This is a genomic window from Isoptericola sp. NPDC056134, assembly GCF_042264825.1.
Lineage (GTDB): Bacteria > Actinomycetota > Actinomycetes > Actinomycetales > Cellulomonadaceae > Isoptericola > Isoptericola nanjingensis.
Genome location: NZ_JBHJVM010000009.1, coordinates 62,820 through 85,799 on the forward strand (window position 1 = coordinate 62,820; position 22,980 = coordinate 85,799).

At 75.7% G+C, this 22,980-nt stretch carries 23 protein-coding genes; 15 read left to right on the forward strand and 8 right to left on the reverse strand.

The window, feature by feature from the left end; translation table 11 throughout:
- The first annotated feature begins 2 nt into the window (after window positions 1-2).
- Together ACFCZN_RS10700 and ACFCZN_RS10705 are read left to right on the forward strand one after the other, a co-directional pair.
- The gene (locus ACFCZN_RS10700; protein ID WP_430556760.1) at window positions 3-572 is read left to right on the forward strand and encodes a TetR family transcriptional regulator; all 570 of its coding nucleotides are present in this window, start codon (window positions 3-5) and stop codon (window positions 570-572) included.
- A gap of 42 nt (window positions 573-614) precedes the next feature.
- Window positions 615-2,003, forward strand: coding sequence for a replication-associated recombination protein A (locus ACFCZN_RS10705; protein WP_430556761.1), 1,389 nt, complete (start codon window positions 615-617; stop codon window positions 2,001-2,003).
- A gap of 26 nt (window positions 2,004-2,029) precedes the next feature.
- Here the strand turns inward: ACFCZN_RS10705 and ACFCZN_RS10710 are convergent, their stop codons facing one another.
- Window positions 2,030-2,473: a globin domain-containing protein gene (locus ACFCZN_RS10710; RefSeq protein ID WP_429763602.1), complete on the reverse strand. Its 444-nt coding sequence runs from the start codon at window positions 2,471-2,473 to the stop codon at window positions 2,030-2,032.
- Between the two features lie 303 nt (window positions 2,474-2,776).
- Between ACFCZN_RS10710 and rpsD the strand changes: the two genes are divergently transcribed.
- The 10 genes from rpsD to aroB all read left to right on the forward strand — a co-directional run bounded on the left by rpsD (window position 2,777) and on the right by aroB (window position 12,844).
- A complete protein-coding gene (gene rpsD / locus ACFCZN_RS10715) occupies window positions 2,777-3,403 on the forward strand; it encodes a 30S ribosomal protein S4 (protein WP_429729429.1) in 627 nt (208 codons plus the stop codon).
- A gap of 145 nt (window positions 3,404-3,548) precedes the next feature.
- Window positions 3,549-3,932 carry a DUF948 domain-containing protein gene (locus ACFCZN_RS10720; RefSeq protein ID WP_429763601.1) on the forward strand — a complete coding sequence of 128 codons (384 nt, stop codon included), beginning with the start codon at window positions 3,549-3,551 and terminating at the stop codon, window positions 3,930-3,932.
- A complete protein-coding gene (locus ACFCZN_RS10725; RefSeq protein ID WP_430556762.1) occupies window positions 3,932-4,324 on the forward strand; it encodes a hypothetical protein in 393 nt (130 codons plus the stop codon). Before ACFCZN_RS10720 ends, ACFCZN_RS10725 begins: the two co-directional genes overlap by 1 nt.
- Window positions 4,325-4,483: 159 nt before the next feature.
- Window positions 4,484-7,195 carry an alanine--tRNA ligase gene (alaS, locus tag ACFCZN_RS10730; protein ID WP_430556763.1) on the forward strand — a complete coding sequence of 904 codons (2,712 nt, stop codon included), beginning with the start codon at window positions 4,484-4,486 and terminating at the stop codon, window positions 7,193-7,195.
- Window positions 7,192-7,737 carry a Holliday junction resolvase RuvX gene (gene ruvX, locus ACFCZN_RS10735; RefSeq protein WP_430556764.1) on the forward strand — a complete coding sequence of 182 codons (546 nt, stop codon included), beginning with the start codon at window positions 7,192-7,194 and terminating at the stop codon, window positions 7,735-7,737. Before alaS ends, ruvX begins: the two co-directional genes overlap by 4 nt.
- A gap of 67 nt (window positions 7,738-7,804) precedes the next feature.
- Window positions 7,805-8,953 (forward strand): endolytic transglycosylase MltG, encoded by a 1,149-nt coding sequence (gene mltG / locus ACFCZN_RS10740; RefSeq protein WP_429763596.1) that lies wholly within the window; start codon window positions 7,805-7,807, stop codon window positions 8,951-8,953.
- A gap of 1 nt (window position 8,954) precedes the next feature.
- Window positions 8,955-9,839, forward strand: a complete 885-nt coding sequence (locus tag ACFCZN_RS10745; protein WP_429763595.1) for a shikimate dehydrogenase — start codon at window positions 8,955-8,957, stop codon at window positions 9,837-9,839.
- Window positions 9,840-9,882: 43 nt separating this feature from the next.
- The gene (aroC, locus tag ACFCZN_RS10750) at window positions 9,883-11,100 is read left to right on the forward strand and encodes a chorismate synthase (RefSeq protein ID WP_430556765.1); all 1,218 of its coding nucleotides are present in this window, start codon (window positions 9,883-9,885) and stop codon (window positions 11,098-11,100) included.
- Entirely contained in the window at window positions 11,097-11,693 is a 597-nt protein-coding gene (locus ACFCZN_RS10755; protein ID WP_430556766.1) for a shikimate kinase, read from the forward strand. Before aroC ends, ACFCZN_RS10755 begins: the two co-directional genes overlap by 4 nt.
- Window positions 11,690-12,844: a 3-dehydroquinate synthase gene (gene aroB, locus ACFCZN_RS10760; protein WP_429763592.1), complete on the forward strand. Its 1,155-nt coding sequence runs from the start codon at window positions 11,690-11,692 to the stop codon at window positions 12,842-12,844. The genes ACFCZN_RS10755 and aroB overlap by 4 nt, the downstream gene beginning before the upstream one ends.
- On the opposite strand, the gene ACFCZN_RS10765 is transcribed toward aroB, so the two are convergent.
- Window positions 12,841-13,299: a hypothetical protein gene (locus ACFCZN_RS10765; protein WP_430556767.1), complete on the reverse strand. Its 459-nt coding sequence runs from the start codon at window positions 13,297-13,299 to the stop codon at window positions 12,841-12,843. The genes aroB and ACFCZN_RS10765 overlap by 4 nt on opposite strands.
- 65 nt (window positions 13,300-13,364) lie before the next feature.
- On the opposite strand from ACFCZN_RS10765, the gene ACFCZN_RS10770 reads away from it, so the two are divergent.
- A complete protein-coding gene (locus ACFCZN_RS10770; RefSeq protein ID WP_430556768.1) occupies window positions 13,365-14,093 on the forward strand; it encodes an ArsR/SmtB family transcription factor in 729 nt (242 codons plus the stop codon).
- Between the two features lie 12 nt (window positions 14,094-14,105).
- On the opposite strand, the gene ACFCZN_RS10775 is transcribed toward ACFCZN_RS10770, so the two are convergent.
- Window positions 14,106-14,912 carry a glycerophosphodiester phosphodiesterase gene (locus tag ACFCZN_RS10775; RefSeq protein WP_430556769.1) on the reverse strand — a complete coding sequence of 269 codons (807 nt, stop codon included), beginning with the start codon at window positions 14,910-14,912 and terminating at the stop codon, window positions 14,106-14,108.
- Window positions 14,909-16,015, reverse strand: a complete 1,107-nt coding sequence (locus tag ACFCZN_RS10780) for an alpha/beta hydrolase (protein WP_430556770.1) — start codon at window positions 16,013-16,015, stop codon at window positions 14,909-14,911. The genes ACFCZN_RS10775 and ACFCZN_RS10780 overlap by 4 nt, the downstream gene beginning before the upstream one ends.
- A gap of 98 nt (window positions 16,016-16,113) precedes the next feature.
- Between ACFCZN_RS10780 and ACFCZN_RS10785 the strand changes: the two genes are divergently transcribed.
- On the forward strand, window positions 16,114-17,583 hold the full coding sequence (locus ACFCZN_RS10785) for an MFS transporter (RefSeq protein WP_430556771.1): 1,470 nt from the start codon (window positions 16,114-16,116) through the stop codon (window positions 17,581-17,583).
- On the opposite strand, the gene sigJ is transcribed toward ACFCZN_RS10785, so the two are convergent.
- Entirely contained in the window at window positions 17,522-18,586 is a 1,065-nt protein-coding gene (gene sigJ / locus ACFCZN_RS10790) for an RNA polymerase sigma factor SigJ (protein WP_430556772.1), read from the reverse strand. The two genes, ACFCZN_RS10785 and sigJ, sit on opposite strands and share 62 nt — an antisense overlap.
- Before the next feature lie 91 nt (window positions 18,587-18,677).
- Between sigJ and ACFCZN_RS10795 the strand changes: the two genes are divergently transcribed.
- Entirely contained in the window at window positions 18,678-19,031 is a 354-nt protein-coding gene (locus ACFCZN_RS10795; RefSeq protein ID WP_429763579.1) for an iron chaperone, read from the forward strand.
- A 31-nt stretch (window positions 19,032-19,062) separates the two neighbouring features.
- On the opposite strand, the gene ACFCZN_RS10800 is transcribed toward ACFCZN_RS10795, so the two are convergent.
- From ACFCZN_RS10800 to ACFCZN_RS10810, 3 genes are all read right to left on the reverse strand, one after another.
- Complete coding sequence (locus ACFCZN_RS10800) at window positions 19,063-20,466, reverse strand: FAD-binding oxidoreductase (RefSeq protein WP_429763577.1); 1,404 nt, start codon at window positions 20,464-20,466, stop codon at window positions 19,063-19,065.
- A gap of 98 nt (window positions 20,467-20,564) precedes the next feature.
- Entirely contained in the window at window positions 20,565-21,911 is a 1,347-nt protein-coding gene (locus ACFCZN_RS10805) for an MFS transporter (protein WP_430556773.1), read from the reverse strand.
- Entirely contained in the window at window positions 21,908-22,918 is a 1,011-nt protein-coding gene (locus tag ACFCZN_RS10810; protein ID WP_430556774.1) for an alcohol dehydrogenase catalytic domain-containing protein, read from the reverse strand. Before ACFCZN_RS10810 ends, ACFCZN_RS10805 begins: the two co-directional genes overlap by 4 nt.
- Between the last annotated feature and the right edge of the window lie 62 nt (window positions 22,919-22,980).

Below are 22,980 nucleotides of genomic sequence, written 5' to 3' on the forward strand. Positions count from 1 at the left end.
GCATGGACGTCACCCCCGCACCCCGGCGCTCGGACGCCACCCGCGCCGCGATCCTCGAGGCCGCGCGGGACCGGTTCGCCCAGGACGGCTACGACGGCGCGACGGTGCGGGCCATCGCCGGGCAGGCGGGCATCGACCCCTCGATGGTCATCCGCTACTTCGGCTCCAAGGAGGGCCTCTTCGCGCGGGTGGTGGACGTGGCCCTCGACATCCCCGACCCCGCGCGGATCCCCGCGGAGGGCCTCGGCCGCGTGCTGGTCACGCACTTCCTGGAGCTGTGGGAGCGCGACGGCGTGCTCGTCACGCTGCTGCGCGTCGGCGTCACGAACCCGGCGGGCGCCGAGCGCCTGCGCGGCGTCTTCCGCGACCAGCTCGTGCCCGCCGCGGAGCGCTTCGGCCACGACCCCGCCGACGCGCCCCGCCGCGCGACGCTGGTCGCGTCGCAGATCCTCGGGATGGCGCTGCTGCGGTACGTGCTGAAGTTCGGGCCCGCGGCCGAGATGTCCCGCGCGGACGTCGTCGCCTGGCTCGCGCCGACCGTCGAGCGCTACATCACATCCCCCGAGCCGTGACGCGGGCCCGGGGCGTGGGTGGCGCTCCGTAGGCTGGGCCGCATGGACCTGTTCGACGCCGCGCTCACCGGCACCCGCGGCACGCCGGCGACCGGCCGCAGCGGCCCGAGCGCCCCCCTGGCCGTGCGCATGCGGCCGGCCGCCCTCGACGAGGTCGCGGGCCAGGCGCACCTGCTCGTGCCGGGATCGCCGCTGCGCCGCCTGGTGGAGCCGGACGACGAGTCCGCGCGCCGTGCCGCCCCGGGGTCCGTGATCCTGTGGGGGCCGCCCGGCGTGGGCAAGACCACGCTGGCGTACCTCGTCGCGACGGTGTCCGGGCGGCGGTTCGTCGAGCTCTCCGCGGTCACCGCCGGCGTGAAGGAGGTGCGCCAGGTCGTCGAGGACGCCCGGCGGCGTCTCGCCACCGGCGGCGAGGAGACCGTCCTCTTCATCGACGAGGTGCACCGCTTCTCCAAGACGCAGCAGGACGCGCTGCTGCCCAGCGTCGAGAACCGCTGGGTGACGCTGGTGGCCGCCACCACGGAGAACCCGTCGTTCTCGGTCAACTCCCCGCTGCTGAGCCGGTCCCTGCTCCTCACGCTCAAGCCCCTCACCGGCGACGACGTCCGCGCCCTCGTGCGCCGCGCCGTCGCGGACGAGCGCGGCCTGGACGGCGCCGTCGAGCTGACGGACGAGGCCGAGGACCAGCTCGTGCGCATGGCGGGCGGGGACGCGCGCAAGGCCCTGACCATCCTGGAGGCCGCCGCCGGCGCGGCCCTCGCGGACGCGGTCCCCGGCCGCACGCCCGGGGACCCGGTCGCCGTGGACCTCGACACGGTCGAGCGCGCCGTCGACGTCGCCGCCGTGCGGTACGACCGCGACGGCGACCAGCACTACGACGTCGTCTCGGCGTTCATCAAGTCGATCCGGGGCTCGGACGTGGACGCCGCCCTGCACTACCTGGCCCGGATGGTGGCCGCGGGCGAGGACCCGCGCTTCATCGCGCGGCGTCTCGTGATCTCCGCGGCGGAGGACGTCGGCATGGCCGACCCGTCCGCCCTGCAGACCGCGGTGGCGGCGGCGCAGGCCGTCCAGCTCATCGGGATGCCCGAGGGGCGGATCGTCCTCGCGGAGGCGGTCGTGCACCTGGCGACCGCGCCGAAGTCCAACCGGGCGTACCAGGGGATCGACGCGGCGCTCGCGGACGTGCGGGCGGGGAAGGTGGGCGTCGTGCCGCCGCACCTGCGTGACGCGCACTACGCGGGCGCCGAGGGGCTCGGGCACGGCAAGGGATACCGGTACACGCACGACGCGCCGCACGCGATCGCGGCGCAGCAGTACCTCCCCGACGAGCTCGCGGGGCGGCGGTACTACGACCCGAGCGACCGCGGGTTCGAGAAGCAGGTCACCGACCGGGTGGCGCGGATCCGGCAGATCCTGGACGACGCCTGACGCGCCTACCGGCCGGCGACCGTGCGTCAGGCGGCCTCGAGCTCGATGAGGGTGCCCGCCATCGTCCGGTAGACCTCGTCCCAGGCGGCCGCCACCTCCGGCGTCACCGCGTCCCCCAGCACCGCGACGATGGCGGCGAACAGGTGCTGGTGGACCACCTCGTACTGGGCCGGCTCCACGCCGACCGCGCGGTGCCGCTGGGCGACCGGGGCGAGCACGTCGCGGGGGTCGGCGTCCTCGTCGGCGACGAGCATCGCCGCGCACGAGGTGATCGCGGCCGCGAGCGCGCGCTGCTGGCTGCCGTCGGTGATGCGTTCGGGGGAGAACATCGACCCGAGCAGGCCGGGGTGCTCGTCCAGGAGGGTGCGGTAGAAGATCGTGGTGATGTCGTCGATCGAGTCCTCGACCACGGGCAGGGTGGAGCGGACCACCTCGGCGGAGCGGGGCGAGAGGGTGACGGGGGAGGGCATCGGGGCGACTCCTTCGGGCGACCGACCGGCGCCGTGCCGGCGGTGCACAGTCAAGCGCCCGGGCGACGCCGGCGACAAGACCTTGCCGGAGGAGGCATGGGTGGAGCCCGCCGGGCCGGGGCGCCCCGCGGGATGCGGTAAGATGCTGCGGTTGCCGTTTCCGGCGACCACCTGGGACCTCGGCCCCGTGAGCACCCGCCCCGCGCAGGAGCTCCATCGGCTGGTCCCGCACCCGAGACCTCCCCTCCACGGGGCGGACGTCGGGTGTGACCTCATCCATCACCACAGGACAGGAAGCAACCAGTGACCGCTGTCACCAAGTCGCGCCGCCAGGTCCGCCTGAGCCGCAAGCTCGGCCTCGCGCTGACCCCGAAGGCCGTCCGCCACTTCGAGAAGCGCCCGTACCCCCCGGGTGAGCACGGCCGCGCCCGCCGCCGCACCGAGTCGGACTACGCGGTCCGCCTCCGCGAGAAGCAGCGTCTGCGCGCGCAGTACGCGCTCCGCGAGAAGCAGCTCCTCAAGGTGTACGAGAACGCCCGCAAGCACCCGGGCCTGACCGGTGAGGTCATGGTCGAGGACCTCGAGACGCGTCTCGACGCGCTCGTGCTGCGCGCCGGCTTCGGCCGCACCATCCTGCAGGCCCGCCAGGCCGTGACGCACCGTCACATCCTGGTGGACGGCAAGATCGTCGACCGTCCGTCGTTCCGCGTGAAGCCGGGCCAGACCATCCAGGTCAAGCCGAAGTCGCAGACGACCACGCCGTTCCAGGTCGCCGCCGCCGGTGCGCACCGCGACGTCCTGCCGGCCGTCCCGGGCTACCTCGACGTGAACCTCGAGAAGCTGTCGGCCACGCTGACCCGCAAGCCGAAGCGCGCCGAGGTCCCCGTGACCTGCGAGGTGCAGCTCGTGGTCGAGTTCTACGCGCGCTGATCCTGCGCATCGCCGCGGACGAGTCCGCAGCACCTCGGACGCCCCGTCACCCGCCTCGCGGGGGGCGGGGCGTCCGCCGTTCGTGGCCGGTCACCCGGGATAGGGTGACGACCGACCGTCTGACGCCTGTGCGAGGAGAGATCTGATGTCGATGGGTGACGTGGCCGGGCTCATCGCGGCCGTCGCGTTCGTGCTGCTCGTGGGCCTGCTCGCGATCCCGCTCGTGAAGCTGGGGCGCGTGCTCGACGAGGCGACGCGCTCCATCCGCGAGGTCACGGAGCACTCGGTGCCGATCCTCGACGAGGCCGCCACCACGGTGGCCTCCACCAACGACCAGCTGGTCAAGGTGGACACGATCACGACCTCGGCTGCCCAGGTCAGCGAGAACGTGTCGGCGCTGGCCGGCCTGTACGCCTCGACGCTCGGCCGCCCGCTGGTCAAGGTCGCGGCGTTCTCCTACGGCGTGCGCCAGGCGTTCGCCCGGGCCTCGCGCTCGGGCCGCGGCGACGACGCGAAGGCCGGCCGCTGATGCGCCGGCTGTTCTGGGTCGGCGTGGGCGTCGTGGTGACGGTCGTCGTCGTCCAGCGTGGCCGCAAGATCGTGGCGCAGTACGCGCCCGAGGCGGTGGTCGACCGCGCGGAGCGTGCGGCGCAGGACGCCGGACGCCGGGCGGAGACCTTCGTCGCCACGTTCCGGCGGGAGTTCGCCCAGGCCCGCAGCGCCCGGGAAGCCGAGCTCACCGCCGCGCTGCTCGCCGAGGGGCAGCCGGACCCGGACGACGTCCGCGCGAGCGGGCTGCGCGCCGCCGACCTGCGCGGAGGGCCCGGACGAGCCCGGCACGCGGCATCCGCGCCCGACGGACGGCCCGACACCGAGGCCGAGGTCGCCGCCGACGAGGCGGACCTCGGCTACTCGTTCTGATCCCCGCTCCGCGAGATCCCGTTCCGACCATCCCCCGGCGGGCGCGAGAATAGGGGTCGGCCGCCCCCGGCGGGCGGCCACCCGCTCGTCACACCCGTCACCAGCCGTACCGGTCTGACGTCAGCCTCGACATCGGCCTCGACATCATTGAAGGACACCATGCGCACCGCCGAGATCCGCAAGCGTTGGCTCGACTACTTCGAGTCGAAGGACCACGCGATCGTGCCCAGCGCACCCCTGGTCTCGCCGGACCCGTCGATCCTGTTCACGATCGCGGGCATGGTGCCCTTCATCCCGTACATCCTCGGTACGGAGCCGGCGCCGTGGCCGCGGGTCGCGAGCGTGCAGAAGTGCATCCGCACCAACGACATCGAGAACGTGGGCCGCACCACGCGGCACGGCACGTTCTTCCAGATGAACGGCAACTTCTCGTTCGGGGACTACTTCAAGCGCGAGGCGATCGACTTCGCGTGGGAGCTCCTCACGACCGACCAGGGCCAGGGCGGCTACGGCCTCGACGGCGACCGCCTCTGGGTGACCATCTGGGAGGAGGACGCCGAGGCCTTCGACGCGCTCACGAAGGGCGTCGGGCTCGACCCGAAGCACGTGGTGCGCCTGCCCCGCGAGGAGAACTTCTGGGACACGGGCCAGCCCGGCCCGGCGGGCCCCTGCGCCGAGTGGCACTACGACCGCGGCCCCGCGTACGGCCCCGACGCCGTGGGCGGCACGGTCGACCCGGGCGGCGACCGCTACCTGGAGATCTGGAACCTCGTCTTCGACCAGTTCGTGCGCGGCGAGGGCCAGGGCAAGAACTACCCGCTGCTGGGCGAGCTCGAGCACAAGAGCATCGACACCGGCGCGGGCCTGGAGCGCATCGCCTACCTGCTGCAGGGCAAGGAGAACCTCTACGAGATCGACGAGGTGTACCCCGTCATCGCGCGTGTCGAGGAGCTGACGGGCAAGCGCTACGGCGCCGACCCCGAGGACGACGTGCGGATGCGCGTGATCGCCGACCACGTCCGCTCGTCGCTCATGGTGATCGGGGACGGCGTGCGCCCGTCGAACGAGGGCCGCGGCTACGTGCTGCGCCGCCTCGTCCGTCGCGCCGTGCGCGCCGTGCGCCTCCTCGGCGTCGACGAGGTCGCGCTCCCCTCGCTGCTGCCCGTGTCCAAGGACGCGATGAAGGCGTCCTACCCGGAGGTGGAGGCCGACTTCGCCCGCATCAGCGACGTCGCGTACGCGGAGGAGGACGCCTTCCGCCGCACGCTCGCGCAGGGCACGACCATCCTGGACACGGCCGTGGGTCGCGCGAAGTCGCGGGCCTCGGACGGAGCGGACGGCGGCACCCCGGTGCTCGGTGGCGCCGAGGCGTTCCAGCTCCACGACACGTACGGCTTCCCGATCGACCTCACGCTCGAGATGGCGGCCGAGCAGGGCGTCCAGGTGGACGAGAAGGCGTTCCGCGACCTCATGGCGGAGCAGAAGCAGCGCGCCCGCGCCGACGCGCTCGCGAAGAAGACGGGCCACGCCGACCTCCGCTCGTACGAGCACCTGAACAAGGAGCTGTCCGCGCCGGTCGAGTTCCTCGGGTACACCGACACGGAGTCCGCGGTGACGGTGGCCGGTCTGCTCGTCGACGGGGTGCCCGCCCCCGCGGCGACCGCGCCCGCCGACGTCGAGGTCGTCCTCGACCGCACGCCCTTCTACGCGGAGGCCGGCGGCCAGCTCGCCGACCAGGGCACGATCGTGCTCGACGGCGGCGCGACCATCGAGGTCGACGACGTGCAGCGCCCGGTGAAGGGCCTGTCCGTGCACCGCGGCCGTCTGGTCGAGGGCACGGTGGCGCTGGGCGACCCCGGCACCGCGACGATCGACGTCGCGCGTCGCGTCGCGATCAGCCGCGCCCACTCGGCCACGCACATGATCCACAAGGCGCTGCACGAGATGGTCGGGCCGGACCGCACCCAGGCAGGTTCGGAGAACGCCCCGAGCCGCGTGCGCTTCGACTTCCGGTCGCCGACGCCGGTGGCGGCGGACGCCCTCGGCGAGATCGAGGAGCGGGTCAACGCGCGCCTCACCGAGAACCTCGAGGTGACGGACGCGACGATGCCGATCGCCCGCGCCCGCGAGCTGGGTGCCATGGCGCTGTTCGGCGAGAAGTACGGCGACACCGTGCGCGTCGTCTCGATCGGCGGCGACTGGTCGCGTGAGCTGTGCGGCGGCACGCACGTCAGGGCCACCGGGGAGGTGGGTCGCGTCGCGCTGCTCGGCGAGGCCTCGATCGGCTCCGGCGTGCGCCGCGTGGACGCTCTCGTGGGCGACGGCGCGTACGGCTTCCAGGCCAAGGAGCACGCCCTGGTGGGCCAGCTCACCGGCCTCCTGGGCGCGCGCCCGGACGAGCTGGCCGACCGCGTGGGCTCGCTGCTCACGCGCCTGAAGGACACCGAGAAGGAGCTGGCGGGCCTGCGCCAGGACCGCATCCTCGCCGCGGCGGGCACGCTCGCCGCGCAGGCGGAGCGCGTCGGCGACGTGCGGGTGGTGGCGCACGACGCCGGCGAGGTGGCCTCGGCCGACGACCTGCGCGCCCTCGTGCTCGACGTGCGCGGGCGCCTGGGCGACGCGGAGGCCGTGCTCGTCGCCGTCGGGGGCGTCGCGGGCGGCCGTCCCCTGGTGGTCGTCGGCACGAACGCCGGGGCGCGCGACGCGGGCCTGCGGGCCGGCGACTTCGTCAAGGTCGCCGCGAAGGCGCTGGGCGGCGGGGGCGGCGGCAAGCCGGACCTGGCCCAGGGCGGCGGCACCGACGCGTCGGCGCTGCCGGCCGCGCTGGCCGGCGTGTCCGAGGGTGTGCGCGCGGCCCAGGCGGGCGCGTGACGGGACCGTCGCCGGAGCCGGCCGTGCCCCGCGGGCTGCCGCGGGGCGCGCGCCTCGGGGTGGACGTCGGCAAGGCACGCATCGGGCTGGCGGGCAGCGACCCCGACGGCCTCGTCGCGACGCCGGTCGAGACCGTGCCTCGCGTGCTGGAGGTGCCCGCGGGCGCCGACGGCGCGCCCACGGTGACGCCCGACGTCGCGCGGATCGCGACGGAGGCCGAGGAGCGGTTCGCCGCGGTCGTGTACGTCGGGCTGCCGCGGCACCTGTCCGGGGCGGAGGGCGCGGCCACCGCGGACGCGCGCGACTTCGCCTCCCGGCTGGCGGCCGCCGTCGCGCCCGTCGAGGTGCGTCTGGTGGACGAGCGGATGACGACCGTGACGGCGCACGCGCAGCTGCGGTCGGCGGGGCGACGCACCAAGACCCACCGGTCTGTCGTCGACCAGGCCGCAGCCGTTATCATTCTGCAATCTGCACTCGACGTGGAGCGGTCGGCGGGGGAGCGCGCCGGCGAGCTCGTCGAGCTGCGGCGACCGGGCGCCTGACCAGCCCGGACGGCAGCACCCGACCCACCGTGCCCACCCCAGGCCCTGTCAGAAGGAAGAACCCGGCGTGACGGACCTCTTCGAGCACCCCGCCCTCCAGGAGGCGCCTGCGGCACCCTCGCGGCGCCGCTCGGCCGCCGGCCGGAGGGCCGCCGCCAAGCGCAAGCGCCGCCGCAGGCAGCGCACCGCGGTGGTCTTGGTCGTGGTGCTCGCGTTCGTGGGCGCGGGTGCCTACCTGCTCTGGGACCGCATGGACTCGCTCGTCGGCGACCTGCCCTTCATCGGCTCGCAGAACGACGACTACCCGGGACCGGGCGGGGACCCCGTCGACGTCGTCATCCCCGAGGGGGCCACCGGCGGCCAGATGGGCACGGTGCTGCAGGAGGCCGGCGTCGTGGCCAGCGTCGGCGCGTTCACGGACGCGTTCGGCCAGAACCCGGCCGCCGCCGGCATCCAGCCCGGCACCTACCAGCTGCAGGCCGAGATGAAGGCGTCGGACGCCGTCGCCGCGCTGGTGAAGAACGAGAAGCTGCAGACCAACGTGACCATCCCCGAGGGGTACACGGTCGCGCAGGTCGTCGACAAGGTCGGCTCGGTCACGGACATCACGCCGAAGGAGCTCGAGAAGGCGCTGAAGGACCCGGGGTCGTTCGGGCTGCCGAAGCAGGCCGACGGCAACGCCGAGGGCTGGCTGTTCCCGAAGACGTACACCGTGCAGCCGGGCGACGACGCCACGACCCTGCTCACGGCGATGGTGGACCAGACGAAGAAGGAGCTGGAGTCGCTCGGGGTCGAGAAGTCCGACTGGCAGGACGTCCTGAACAAGGCGTCGTTGGTCGAGAAGGAGGCGCCGGACGGGTACCGGGGCGAGGTCGCACGCGTGATCGAGAACCGCCTGGACCGCGACGAGGCGCTGTACCTGGACGCGATCAACTCCTACGGGCTCGGCAAGCCGGCGGACGAGATCACGAAGTCGGAGTTCGCAGACGCGAGCGATCCGTACAACTCCCGCAAGAACACCGGGCTCCCGCCCACGCCGATCGCCAACCCGGGTCGGCCGTCGGTCGAGGCCGTCCTCGACCCGCCCGAGGGCGACTGGAACTGGTACGTGACGGTGAACCTGGACACCGGCGAGACCAAGTTCACGGACAACTACCAAGAGTTCCTCGAGTACCGCGCCGAGTACCAGAAGTGGGCCTCGGAGAACGCCGGCTGACATGACGGTCACCCGACGAGCGGCGGTGCTGGGACACCCCGTCGCGCACTCCCTCTCGCCCGTCCTGCACACCGCCGCGTACGACGCCCTCGGCCTCGAGGGGTGGGAGTACTCCGCGATCGACACGACCGTGGCGGACCTCCCGGCACTGGTGCGAGGGCTGGACCTCGGCTGGGCCGGACTGAGCGTCACGATGCCGCTCAAGCACGCGGTCATGGACCTCGTGGACCACGTCGACCCGCTCGCCGTGGCCGTGGGCGCCGTCAACACGGTGCTCGTCGGCCCCGCGCAGTGCGGGGTGACGCTCACGGGCACGAACACCGACGTCTACGGCCTGGTCACCGCGCTGCGCGAGGGGTTCGCCGCCCAGGGGCGTTCCGGCGCCGGCGCGCAGAGCGCCGTCGTCCTCGGCGGCGGCGCCACGGCCGCGTCCACGCTGGCTGCGCTGGGCGAGCTCGGCTGCACGACGCCGCGCGTCCTGGTCCGCTCCCTCGGCCGGACGGCGGGCCTGCAGGAGGCGGCGGCACGCATGGGCGTGTCCCCGCGGTTCGAGGTGCTCGACCCGTCGGCGTCGCTCGGCGCGCTGCGGGACGCCGACGTCGTCGTCTCCACCATGCCCGCCTACGCCGCCGACCCGGTCGCGGCCGCGCTCGCCGCCCACGGCGGCACGCCCGCCGGCGTGCTGCTCGACGTCGTCTACGACCCGCGTCCCACCGCCCTGTCGACCGCCTGGTCGGACGCGGGCGGCACCGTCGTCGGGGGCGAGCGGATGCTGCTGCACCAGGCGGTGGAGCAGGTGCGCCTCATGACCGGGCGCACGGCCCCGGTCGCGGCCATGGACGACGCGCTCGGCCGGGCCCTGACGGCGCCCGCGTCCGCCCGCTGACCACCGGACGGACCGGCGGCGCGAGCGTGGAAGAATCGCAGGCATGCTGCGCTGGATGACGTCGGGGGAGTCGCACGGTCCGTCACTCGTGGGGGTGCTGGAGGGACTGCCCGCCGGCGTCGAGGTGGTGACCGCGGACATCCAGGCCGCGCTCGCCCGCCGGCGGCTCGGCTACGGCCGCGGCGCCCGGATGAAGTTCGAGCAGGACGCGGTGCGCGTCCTCGGCGGCCTGCGCCACGGGATCACGCAGGGCGGCCCGCTGGCCTTCGAGATCGGCAACACCGAGTGGCCCAAGTGGACCGACGTCATGTCGCCGGACCCCGTCGACCGCGAGGCGCTGCTCGTCGACGCCGGCACCGGTGACGAGCGGGAGATCGCGCGCAACCGTCCGCTCACCCGGCCGCGCCCGGGCCACGCCGACCTCGTCGGGATGCGCAAGTACGGGTTCGACGACGCGCGACCGGTGCTCGAGCGGGCGTCGGCGCGCGAGACCGCGACGCGCGTCGCGCTGGGCCTGGTCGCGGCGAAGTTCCTCGAGCAGGCCGTCGGCGTCCGGCTGGTGTCGCACGTCGTGGCGATCGGCCCGGTCGAGGTGCCCGAGGGCACCGACCTGCCCGCGCCCGAGGACGTCGCCGCCCTCGACGCCGACCCGGCGCGCTGCTTCGACGCCACGACGAGCGCGGCGATGGTCGCGGAGATCGACGAGTGCCGCAAGGACGGCGACACGCTGGGCGGCGTCGTCGAGGTGCTCGCCTACGACGTGCCCACCGGCCTCGGCAGCTACGTGCAGGGCGACCGGCGCCTCGACGCCCGGCTGGCGGGCGCGCTCATGGGCATCCAGGCGATCAAGGGCGTGGAGGTCGGCGACGGCTTCCGCACCGCCCGCCGCCGCGGCTCGGCCGCGCACGACGAGATCGAGCGCGGGGACGACGGCCACATCCACCGCCGCTCCAACCGTGCGGGCGGCATCGAGGGCGGCATGTCGAACGGCGAGGTGCTGCGCGTGCGCGCCGCGATGAAGCCGATCTCCACCGTGCCGCGCGCCCTGGCGACGGTCGACGTCGCGACGGGCGAGGCCGTCACCGCCCACCACCAGCGCTCGGACGTGTGCGCGGTGCCGCCCGCCGCCGTCGTCGCGGAGGCGATGGTGGCGCTCGAGCTGGCGCAGGCCGTCGTGGAGAAGTTCGGCGGGGACTCGGTGGCCGAGGTGCGGCGCAACGCCGAGTCGTACCTGGCCTCGATCCCCGAGCTACTCCGATGAGCGCGGGCGTCCCTCGCGCCGTCCTCATCGGCCCGCCCGGCAGCGGCAAGACGACCGTCGGCCGCCTGCTCGCGCAGCGGCTCGGTGTCGCGTTCCGGGACACGGACGCCGACGTCGAGGACACCGCGGGCAAGCCGGTCGCCGACATCTTCGTGGAGGACGGCGAGCCGCGGTTCCGCGAGCTCGAGCGGGAGGCCGTCACCACGGCCCTGGCCTGCCACCCCGGCGTCCTCGCGCTCGGCGGCGGCGCGATCATGGACGAGCACACCCAGCGGGCGCTCGAGGGCTACGTCGCGGGCGGCGGCACCGTCGTCTTCCTGGACGTCTCCCTCGCGCACGCCGCGCCCCGCGTCGGCTTCAACCAGTCCCGTCCGTTGCTCGTGGGCAACCCGCGGGCGCGGTGGGTCGAGCTGATGCAGGCGCGTCGGCCCACCTACGAGCGCCTCGCCACGGTGCACGTGGTCTCCGACGAGCGTCCCGCGCACGAGGTCGCCGCGCAGGTGCACGCCGGGGTGACGGGCGGCTCGGCACAGCAAGGCGCGGCGCAGCACGACGCGGCCGCGGGCACATCGGCACAGGAGGTCCAGTCATGACGGTCCGCGTGACCGTGCAGGGCAGCACGAACGAAGCCCCGTCCTACGACGTCGTCGTCGGACGACACCTGCTCGGCGAGCTGCCGGGCCTGCTCGGGGACGGGGTGCGGCGGGTGCTGGTCATGCATCCCGCGTCGCTGCAGGCCACCGGCGAGGCCGTGCGCGAGGACCTCGTCGCGCAGGGCTACGAGGCGTTCGCCGTCGAGCTCCCGGACGCCGAGGAGCAGAAGACCGCCCAGGTGGCGGCGTTCTGCTGGCAGGTGCTGGGGCAGGCCGACTTCACGCGCTCGGACGCGATCGTCTCCGTCGGCGGCGGCGCGACGACCGACCTGGCAGGGTTCGTCGCGGCCACGTGGCTGCGGGGGATCAAGGTCGTGCACGTGCCGACCACGCTGCTCGCGATGGTCGACGCCGCCGTGGGCGGCAAGACGGGCATCAACACGGCCGAGGGCAAGAACCTCGTGGGCGCCTTCCACCCGCCCGCCGGGGTGCTGTGCGACCTGGCGGCCCTGGAGACCCTCGACCGCTGGGACCTCGTCGCCGGCATGGCGGAGGTCGTCAAGACGGGCTTCATCGCCGACCCGCGCATCCTCGAGCTCGTCGAGGAGCACGCCGACGAGCTCCGGGAGTGGAAGGGTTCGGACGCCTCGCCCGAGACCTGGGCCGTGCTGACCGAGCTCATCGAACGGTCGGTGCGCGTCAAGGCCCGCGTGGTGGGGGAGGACCTCACGGAGCAGGGGCTGCGGGAGATCCTCAACTACGGGCACACCCTGGGGCACGCGATCGAGCTCACCGAGCGCTACCAGCTGCGGCACGGCGCCGCGGTCGCGGTCGGGATGGTCTTCGCGGCCGAGCTCGCCCGGCTCGGCGGCAAGCTCGACGACGCCGTCGTGGACCGGCACCGGTCGATCCTCGACTCGCTCGGCCTGCCGACCACCTACCGCGGCGACCGCTGGGACAAGCTCCTCGCCGCCATGCAGCGGGACAAGAAGACGCGCGGGAACCTGCTGCGCTTCGTCGTGCTGGACGACGTCGCGAAGCCGACGCGCCTCGAGGGGCCGGACCCGACCCTGCTCGCCGCGGCGTACGCGGAGATCTCGAAGGAGCCGCCGGCCGGCCGGCCCGGCGTGACGGTCCAGCTCGGGCTCTAGCGGTAGCCGGCCGTCCCGCCGGCCGTGCGCGCGGACTCGCGGTCGGCGTCCCACGCGCGCACCACGTCCCGGCATGCCGGGAGGTCGTCGTCCGCGACGAGCAGCACGAGGTTGCCGTCGTGGTCGCTGTACAGGGTCCGGACCACGACGCCCGCCTCCGCGAGGCGGCGCGCGAACGCGCCCATCTGCCCGGGGAGGTCCTGGGCGAGGCGGGTGGTGACGACGTCGCGGGCGACCGCGGGCCCGAGGCCCGCCGCCACCAGCGCGGCGACCGCGCGGGGCCCGTCGTCGACGAGGAAGTGGGCGACGCGGCCGCCGTCGAGGCCGGTCACGCCGCCGCCCTCCAGGCTGACGCCGGCGCGCCCGAGCGTCTCGCCCAGGTCGGCCAGGGCGCCGGGCGTGCCGGGCAGGTGGACCTCGAGGTCCTGCGGGGCGGGGGCGTCAGAGGCGGTCATGCGGCGACCGTAGACCCGGGACGTTTCGGCGTCCGCCGAAGCGTCGTCGCCGTATCGTCGGGGTCATGGGTGGTGATGGGCGGGACCGGGACTTCACCGACGTCGGGCGGGCGCTGTCCGCGCCGGCGCGGTCGGCGATGGTCGGGCTCCTCATGGACGGCACGGCACGCCCTGCCGGGGAGCTGGCGAGGGCGGCGGGCGTGGGCGCCCCCGCTGCGTCGGAGCACCTGGCGGTGCTCGTCGCCGCTGGGCTGGTGACCGGCCGCGCCCGCGGCAGGCACCGGTACTTCGCCCTCGCGGGACCCGACGTGGCCGACGCCCTGGAGGCGCTCGGCGCGCTGGCGGGCCCTCTGCCCGTGGCGGGGCTGCGGCGCAGCCGGGAGGCCGACCGGCTGGCGGCGGCCCGGTTCTGCTACGACCACCTCGCGGGCCGGCTCGGCGTGGGGCTGGCCGAGGCGTGCGTCGCGCGGGGGTGGCTGGACGATCCCGACGTCCTCGCCCTTACGGACGCGGGCGCCCACGGGCTGCGCGGTCTCGGCGTGGACGTGGACGGCGCGGCCGCCGCCCGCCGCCCGACGACGCGGGCCTGCCTGGACTGGACCGAGCGCCGCGTGCACCTGGCCGGTGCGCTCGGCGCCGCCGTCGGCGCCCGCTTCCTCGACGCCGGATGGGTGGCGCGGACGAGCGGGCGGGGGCTGCGGCTGACGTCTGACGGGCGGGACGTGGTGCGCGAGACGTGGGGCGTCGAGCTGGTGCCGCCGTCCGGCGGTGGCGCGGGCCCTGGGCGGGCCTGACCGGCGGGACGCTCAGGCCCACAGGCCGCGCGCGACGAGCACGTCGCGCAGCAGGTCGGCGCGGTCGGTGACGATGCCGTCGACGCCGAGGTCGAGGAGGCGGCCCATCTCCCCGGGGGTGTTGATCGTCCACACGTGCACCTGCCGCCCGGCGCGGTGGGCGGCGGCGACCGTCCTCGCGTCGACCACGGGCACGCGGCCCTCGGAGACGGGGACCTGCAGGGCGTCCACGTCGCGCAGGGCGCGGCGGGCGAGTGCGTCCACCCGGAGACGGGCGCCGGCGAGGAAGCCCGCCACCTCGCGGCGGCCGGCCGACGTCGCGACCGGGCGGGTCAGGCGGGCGAGGGTCGCGCGGCGGCGCCCGACGTCGAACGACGTGACGCAGACCCGGTCGTGCGCGCCCGTGCGCTCGATCGCGGCGGCCGTGGGCCCGACCCCGGAGTCCTCCTTGACGTCGACGTTCACGCGCAGGTCGGGCCAGGTGCCGAGCACCTCGTCGAGGCGGGGCACGGGCTCGCTGCCGCCGATGCGCGCGTGCCGCACGACCGACCACGGCAGGTCGGCCACGCGGCCGGTGGCGTCGGTGGTGCGGTCGAGGGAGGCGTCGTGCAGGGCGACGGCGACGCCGTCGGAGGTGCCGTGCGCGTCGGTCTCGACGTAGCGGAAGCTCAGGTCGACCGCGGCGGCGAACGCGGCGAGGGAGTTCTCCAGGTTCTCCCGGCCGTGCGAGAAGCCGCGGTGCGCCAGAGCGAGGACGGGCAGCGGTGCGCCGTCGGCGCCGCGGGGGTCGAGGTACGGGTGCGCGGGGGTCGGTCTCACGGCTGCTCCTGGTCCTCGAGCGTGTCGACGGCCGCGCCGTCGGTGACGGCGCGAGGTGGCTCGACGCCCGGGGGACGGACGTCCGGCAGACGGGCGTCGAGCCACGCCAGGACGCCGTCGAGGTAGGCCCGGCGGGGGGCGTCGGCGGACAGGGAGAGGTCGTGCACGCCGCCGGGCACGACCAGCGGCGCCGTGTCGGGCCCGACCCGGGGCGTCAGGGCCGCGATCCGCCCGACGTCGAGCACGGTGTCCTGCGCGTCGAGGCGCGGGTTGTCGGGCCGGTCGGGGCCGGAGGAGTCGCTGCGCGCGACCAGGACCGGCCCGGGGACGGCGAGGCCGCGGGCCAGGCGGGCCTGCGCCCGCGTGACCGTGCGGAGCCAGCCCGCGCGCGCCGGGAGCCCTTCGGGGCGCTTGAGCGTGGTGTCGAAGTCCCACCGGCCGCCGCGGGAGGCGTGCTGGGCCGCGGCGTACACCGACGGGTTCGCACTGACGACGGCCAGCGGGCGACGCCGCCCCAGCACCTCGAGCACCGCGGAGCGGCCCGCGTCCGCGAGGCGCGAGCCGCTGAGGGAGAAGAAGGGCGAGTTCAGCACCAGGAGGTCGGGCCCGTGCGCCGGGTCGTGCCGGACGGCGTGCGCCCACAGCGCCGCGCTCAGGCCGCCCGTCGAGTGCGCGTGCACCACGAGCGGCAGCCCGGGCTCGAGCTCCCGGACGGCGTGCGCCGCGGCGGACAGGTCGGCGCCCGCCTCGCGCAGGCTCGCGACGTAGTGCGGGGGCAGCGGGTCGCCGGCCCCCGGGCCGGCGGCGAGGTCGGTGTCGGAGTCGCTGTCGAGCAGGGAGCGCCCCGCGCGGCGCAGGTCGACGGCGTGGAACGCCAGGCCGCCGTCGACGAACGCCCGCGCGAGGTGCGCCTGGAAGAAGTGGTCGTTGTACCCGTGCACGTGCAGCACGACGGCGTGGGGACGCTCCGGTCGGTCGACGGCCCGCACCAGGGTGGCGGGGCCGAGCGGCCGCTCCTCGAAGCCGGGGCCGAGGAGCCGGTCGGGCTGCCACCGCCCGGCGGGACCGGGGTGCCGAGGTGGTCGCGGGGCGGGAGCGTGCACGGCGCGATCGTATCCGCGGGGGCCGGCCGCGGCGCGCCGTCGACCGCGCTGCGACGTGCCCCTCCCGCCGGGCCCCCGTGTCGGGCAGACTGCGCCTCATGAGCGACCGACCGGCGGTGCCGGAACCCGTACCCGACGCCGCGCCCGCCGCCCCGCACGGGTCGCCGCACAGCCCGCCTCACGGCCCGCTGCACGACGGCGCGGCGGGGTCGGACGTCGCGGGGGCGCCGGTGCCGCGCCGTCAGGTCGTCTCGTGGGCGATGTGGGACTGGGCGACGCAGCCGTTCAACACCGTGATCGTCACGTTCGTCTTCACGGCGCTGTACCTCACGAGCGACGCCTTCCTGACGCCGGAGGTGGCAGCGCTGCCCGCGACCGACCCGGTGCACGAGCGCGCCCTGGCCGGGCTCACCAGCGGGCTGGGCCTCTGGATCACGATCGGCGGGCTGCTCGTGGCGCTCCTCGCGCCCGTGCTGGGGCGGCGCGCCGACGTCGAGGGGCGCCGCAAGGCCTGGGTGGGCGGCGCGACCCTGGTCATGGTCCTGGCCATGGCGGCCCTGTTCGCGGTGCGCGCCGACCCGGCCTGGTTCGTGCTCGGCGCCGCCCTGGTGTCCCTCGGCAGCGTGGCGAGCGAGATCGCCGGCGTGAACTACAACGCGATGCTCGTGCAGGTGTCCACGCGCGCCACCGTGGGGCGGGTGTCCGGCCTCGGGTGGGGGCTGGGGTACCTGGGCGGGATCGTCGCGCTCGTCCTCGTCGTGGTGGCGCAGACCTTCGACTGGTGGGGCATGCCGACCGACGACGGCCTGGCGTACCGGGTCATCGCGCTCGGCTGCGCCCTGTGGGCCGTGGCCTTCGCCTGGCCGCTGTTCCGGTACGTGCCCGAGGCGCCGCCGGCCGAGGACCGGCCACGCGTCGGGTTCTTCGCCGGCTACGTCGTCCTGGTGCGCGACGTGGTCGCCCTGTACCGGCACGAGCGGCCGACCTTCTGGTTCTTGCTCGCGAGCGCCGTCTACCGCGACGGGCTGTCCGCCGTGTTCACGTTCGGCGCCGTCATCGCCGCGGTGTCGTTCCGGTTCAGCGACGACGCGGTGATCGCGTTCGGCATCGCCGCCAACCTGCTCGCCGGCCTCAGCACGATCGTCGCCGGGCGCCTGGACGACCGGTTCGGGCCCCGCGCGGTGATCATCGGCTCGCTCACCGGGCTCGTGGCGTGCGGGCTGCTGGTCGTCGCGCTGCACTCGTTCGGGTCCGTGGTGTTCTGGGTGGCGGGGCTGGCGCTGACCTGCTTCGTCGGCCCCGCGCAGGCCGCGTCCCGCTCCCTGCTGGCCCGCGTGGCGCCCGCCGGGCGCGAGTCCGAGATCTTCGGCCTCTACGCCACGACAGGACGCGCGGTGTCGTTCCTCGCCCCCTCGATGTGGACGCTGCTCATCGCGCTCACCGGCGCCACCATCTGGGGCACCCTGGGCATCGTCGCCGTGATCCTCGTGGGACTGGTGCTCATGCTCAAGGTGACGGTGGGCCGTCGGGAGCCTGCGCGTCCCGACGGCGCCGCCCCGCGGCCCTGATCTCGGCGGCGACCGCCTCCAGGTCGGCCAGCGGGGCCAGGTGCTGCAGCTTCTCCGGGTTGATGACGCCGTCGATCCGGGAAATGCGGCCGCCGGAGAACTGCAGGGCGTACGTGCCGATGACGCCGCCGCCCACCGAGTCGTCGGCGTACGCGATCATGCCCGGGCTGCCGTTGACCACGGTCGCCTCGATGCGCGCCGGCGCGCCCCGCCTGGCGAAGCCCGACAGCAGCCTGGCCACCGCCACGTTGCCCGACACCGGGCGCGACACCGCCAGCCCCACGGGCACGTTGCCGCCGCTGTCGCCGGTGAGCGCGACGTCGTCGGCCAGCAGCTCCACCAGCGCGTCGACGTCGCCCTCCTCGGTCGCCGCGATGAACCGCCGCACCAGCTCCTCCGCGTGCGGGTCGGGCGACCCGGACCGGACGGGACGCACGTCCGTCGCGGCGTCCTGCCGCGCCGCCACGCGCCTCCGCGCCCGGGACGCGAGCTGCCGCGCCGCCAGCTCCGTCGTCCCGATCACCTGGGCCGACTCCCGGTGGGGATAGCCGAACACGTCGTGCAGCAGGAACGCGGCCCGCTCCGCCGGGGTGAGGGTCTCCAGCAGCACGAGGAACGCCGTGGACAGGTCGTCGGCGAGCTCGGCGTGCGCGGCGGCCTCCCGGCCCGCCGACCCGGCGGCGACGACGTCCCCGACCAGCGGCTCGGGCACCCACTCGCCGACGTACGACTCGCGGCGCACCCGCGCCGAGCGCAGCACGTCCAGCGCGATCCGCGTCGCGACCGTCGTGGTGTACGCGGCCGGGTTCACCACCACCGGGTCCACCATCCCGACCGGGGCCACGCGCAGCATGGCCTCCTGGGCGACGTCCTCCGCCTCGGTGACGCTGCCGAGCATCCGGTACGCGGCGCCGAACGCCACCCGGCGCAGGTCCTCGAGGTCGACGGCACCGTCGGGTGCGCGCCCGGCGCGTCGTCGGGCGGGGGTGTCGGTGCGTGGCATGCTGCCCATCCTTCCGCGGGGCGGGCGATCCGCCCCGCACTGCCGACGACGTGGCGTGGCGCGACGTGACAGCGGGCCGCACGATGGACCCGTGGGAGACGTCGAGGACTACCTGGCCACCCTGTCCGGACCGGAGCGCGCCGCCGTCGCGCGCGTCTACGAGCGGGCGCGGGCCCTGGTGCCCGACGTCGAGGAGGGCCGCAGCTACGGCATGCCGGCGCTGCGCTACCGCGGCAGCCCCCTGGTCAGCGCCATGGTGACGCGCACGCACGTGGGCCTCTACCCGTTCAGCCCGGACGTCGTCGCGGCGCTCGCGGGCCACCTGGACGGGTTCCGCACCACCAAGGGCTCGGTCTCGTTCCAGCCCGACTCGCCGCTTCCGGACGACGTCGTCGACCGGCTCGTGCTCGCGCGCCGCGACGAGATCGACGCGCGGGCCGGCTGACCGTCGCCCTCGCCCTCCTCGCCGTCCTTCCTTACGCCGGTGGCACGTTGACGTTGCCACGGAACAGGTTCTGCGGGTCGTACCGGCGCTTGACGTCGCGCAGCCGGTCCCAGGTGGCGCCGGGGTAGGCGGCCTGCGCGACGTCGATCCCGCCGTCGAGGCTGAAGTTCACGTACGCGCCGTCTGCGCCGCGCAGCCGGTCGGCCAGCGCGTCCACCCAGGGCCGGTACCCGGCGGCGCCGGCCGCGTCGCGGGCGACCGCCGCGACGTTGCCCACCAGGCGTGCCCCGCGGTGGGCGTAGGCCGTCGCGTCGGCGGGGACGTCCGCCACCGCGCCGCCGAGCACGCGCAGCTGGGCGGCACGCATCAGCGCGTCGGAGCCCTCCAGCTGCTCCAGGAGGTGGGCCGCGGCGGCCTCGTCCAGCCCGTCGGCGAAGAAGGTGCGCCCCGTCGCGACGAGCGGGCCGCCCTCGGGGCCGCCCTCGAGCAGGCTGGGGTACGGCGCGGCGCGCAGGCCGTCCAGCAGGGCGCCGCCGGCACGGGCGGCGACGTCGCGCAGGGGGGCCAGGGCCGCGTCCGCACGGTCCAGGTCGCCGGACCAGCAGGCGTTGGCCATGACCACGAGGCGCCCGTGCCACTCCGCAGGGATCATCGGCATCGGGGGCGCCGGCATGACCATGACGACCATCGTCAGCTCCGGCGGCGCGGCGTCCGCGGCCGCGATCACCCCGGCCACGCTCTCGGGCGTGGCCGGCATGAGGAGCACGCCGCCGACCACCTGGGACACCTCGTGCAGGGCGAACCGGAACCGCGTCACGACGCCGAAGTTGCCCCCGCCGCCGCGCAGCGCCCAGAACAGGTCGGGCTCGCGGTCGGCGTCGGTGCGTACGACCTCGCCGTCGGCGGTCACGACCTCCGCGCCGAGGAGACTGTCGACGGTCATGCCGAGCGAGCGCGACAGCAGCCCGATGCCGCCGCCCAGCGTGATGCCCCCGACACCGACCGTGCCGGTGTCGCCGAACGGGGTCGCGAGGCCGTGCTCGCCGGCGGCGCGCGAGTACGCGCCGGCGGTGATGCCGCCGCCGGCCCAGGCGGAGCGCCCGCCGACGTCGATCTCGACGGCGTCGAGGCCGCGGAGGTCCAGGGTGACGGCGCCGTCCGCGGCGCCCAGCCCGAACACGGAGTGCCCGCCGGACCGGACGGAGACCTCGGCGCCCGCGTCGCGCGCGACGCGCACGGCCCGCGCCACGGCATCGGCGTCGGCGGGCCGGACGACGGCCACCGGGCGCTGCTCGACACCGCCCGGCTCGATGGCCCGGGCGGCGCCGTAGCCGGCGTCGTCGGGGGCGACGACGGGCGAGCCGTCGCCGAGGGCGGCGCGGAGCGCGCCGACAGGTACGGCGGGGGACGTGGGGGGACTCGACGGCTGGGACATCGTGGCTCCTCGTCGGGACGACGGTGCGGGGGAGCGGGCCGAGGTGCCGGCCCGGTTCGTGCGGAAGGGCGCGCGGACGCTCGCCCAGGACGGTGCACTCAGGAGGACCGGGCGGGGATCGCATCCTCATCGGCAGCATCCCGTACACCCGACGGGAAGTCGACGGAATTCGTGACGGAGCGCGCGCCGGCGGCGGGCCGGGTGCGGCCCACCAGGGCGGTCGCCGTGAGCGCGAGCGCCGCCGCGAGGCCGAGACACACCGCGTAGGCGGCCGCGCCGACCCGGTCGTGCAGGGCCCACAGCAGCGCGCCCGTGCCGGTGAGCGCGAGCGCGGAGGCCGTCGCGTCCGCCACCTGGAGCACCGACATGGACACGCCCTGCGCCGAGGACGGCGCGAGCTCGAGGACGAGCAGGTTGAGGGTGGGGAACACCAGCCCCATCCCGAGCCCGCTCAGCACCCACGGCGCGGCCGCGGCGACCACCGGCACGCCCGGGACGACCAGCAGGGCCACGCCCGCGGTCCCCAGCGCGAGGGACGCGCAGCCGACGCGGAGGAAGCCCGCGTGCGACGGGCCGCCGCGCCCGCGCGCCCACGACCCCGCCGACCAGCCGAGCACGTGGAGCGTGAGGACGGCCCCGGCGAGCGCCGGGGCGAGACCCCGCTCGCGGGTGAGCGCGAGCGGCAGCAGCACCTGCGCCCCCACGAACGCGGCGGCCACGAGCGCCCGCACCAGCACGACCGTCCCCAGCCCGCGTGCACCGCGCAGCACCTGTCCCGCGACGTCCCGCCACGGCGTGGTGTCCCCGCCGTCGGCGACCGGTCCGTGAGGGCCGGTCCGGCCGGCCGCGAGCGCCGGCCGCAGGGTCAGCAGGGCGGGCACGGCCAGCACGGGCACGGCGAGGAACACCCACCGCCACCCGAGGTACTGCGTCATCGCCCCGGCGAGCAGCGGTCCCACCACGCCGGGCACCACCCACGCGGCGGCGAACCACGCGAAGACCTTCGGTCGTCGCGCCTCGGGGAACACGCGCGCCACCAGCACGAAGATCGCGACCCCCTCGATGCCGCTGCCCGCGCCCTGCACGGTGCGGCCGGCCAGGAGCACGGGCATGCTCGGCGCCAGCCCCGCGACGAGCAGCCCCACGAGGAACAGCGAGATCCCGGCCAGCAGCGGCGGTGTCGGACCTCGCCGGTCCGTCCACCGGCCCGCGACGAGCATCCCCACCACGCCCGCGGCGGAGCCCGTCGCGAACGCGAGTGTGTACAGGCGCAGGCCGTCCAGCTCGGCGGCCACCGTCGGCATCGCCGTCGAGACCGCCAGGGACTCGAACGCCCCCAGCGCGACGTACGCCACCATGCCGATCAGCACCGTGCGCTGCGCCCGCTCGGCCAGCAGCCCGCCGCGCGACCCGTCCGCCGCACCCCCGGCCGACGCGCCGGTCACCCGAGCACCACCTTGCCGACCGTGCGGCGCTCCTCGAGCTCCCGGTGGGCCCGCGCGGCCTCCGCGAACGCCACCCGGTGGGTGAGCACGCGCCACTCGCGCGACGCGGCCCGCTCCAGGGCTCGCCGCTGGTAGTCGCGGAGGTCGCCGAACGCGGGCGCGCCCGGGCCGACGACGGCGCGCACCTCGACCGGATGCCCGTCCGGCGTGACGGCGCTCGCGGTCACGGGGTTCGGGCTCCCGGAGGCCCAGCCCTGCACGACGAGCCGCCCGCCCGGGCCGAGCAGCGCGGCGGCGTCGGCGCCGAGGTCCCCGCCGACGCCGTCGATCAGCAGCGTCGCGGCGGGCGCCCGCAGGCGCCCGAGCGCGGCACGCGCGTCCTGCGGCCAGGACGGCGCCGCGACGTCGACGGCGGCGAGCGACTGCCCGGCGTCGGGCGCGAGGCCGCGCACGGCCCGGACCTTGCGCGGGCCCCCGGCCAGCGCGAGCACCCGGGCGCCCGCGGCGAGGGCCGACTGCACGAACAGCGAGCCGAGCCCGCCGGCCGCGGCGGTGATCACCACGACGTCGTCCGGCCCGGGCCGCGCGACCTCCAGCGCCATGAGCGCCATCCGGCCGGTGCCGATCATCGCGACGGCGTCGGCGAGGTCGAGACGGTCGGGGAGGCGGTGGAGGGTGTCGACGGGCGCGACGGCGAGACGGGCGTACCCGCCGCCGTCGGGCGTGGCGCCCAGGTGGGCGGCGACGCGGGCCCCGAGCCAGCCGTCCCCGACGCCCGGGCCGACGGCGACCACCGTGCCGGCGACCTCGCGTCCGGGGATCGCGGGGAGGCGCGGCGCGGGCAGGGGGCCGGTGGCCTCGCCCCGGCGGAGGGTGGTGTCCAGCAGGTGCACGCCGTGCACGCGGGCGGCGACGAGCACCTGGCCTGGACCGGGCACGGGGTCGGGGACCTGCTCGAGGACGAGGGTCTCGGGCGGGCCGTAGGTGTGGTGGCGGATGGCGTCCATGCCGTCATGCTGTGACCTGAACTATGGTTGAGGTCAAGGATCGAGAGGCCGCTGCGCGGGAA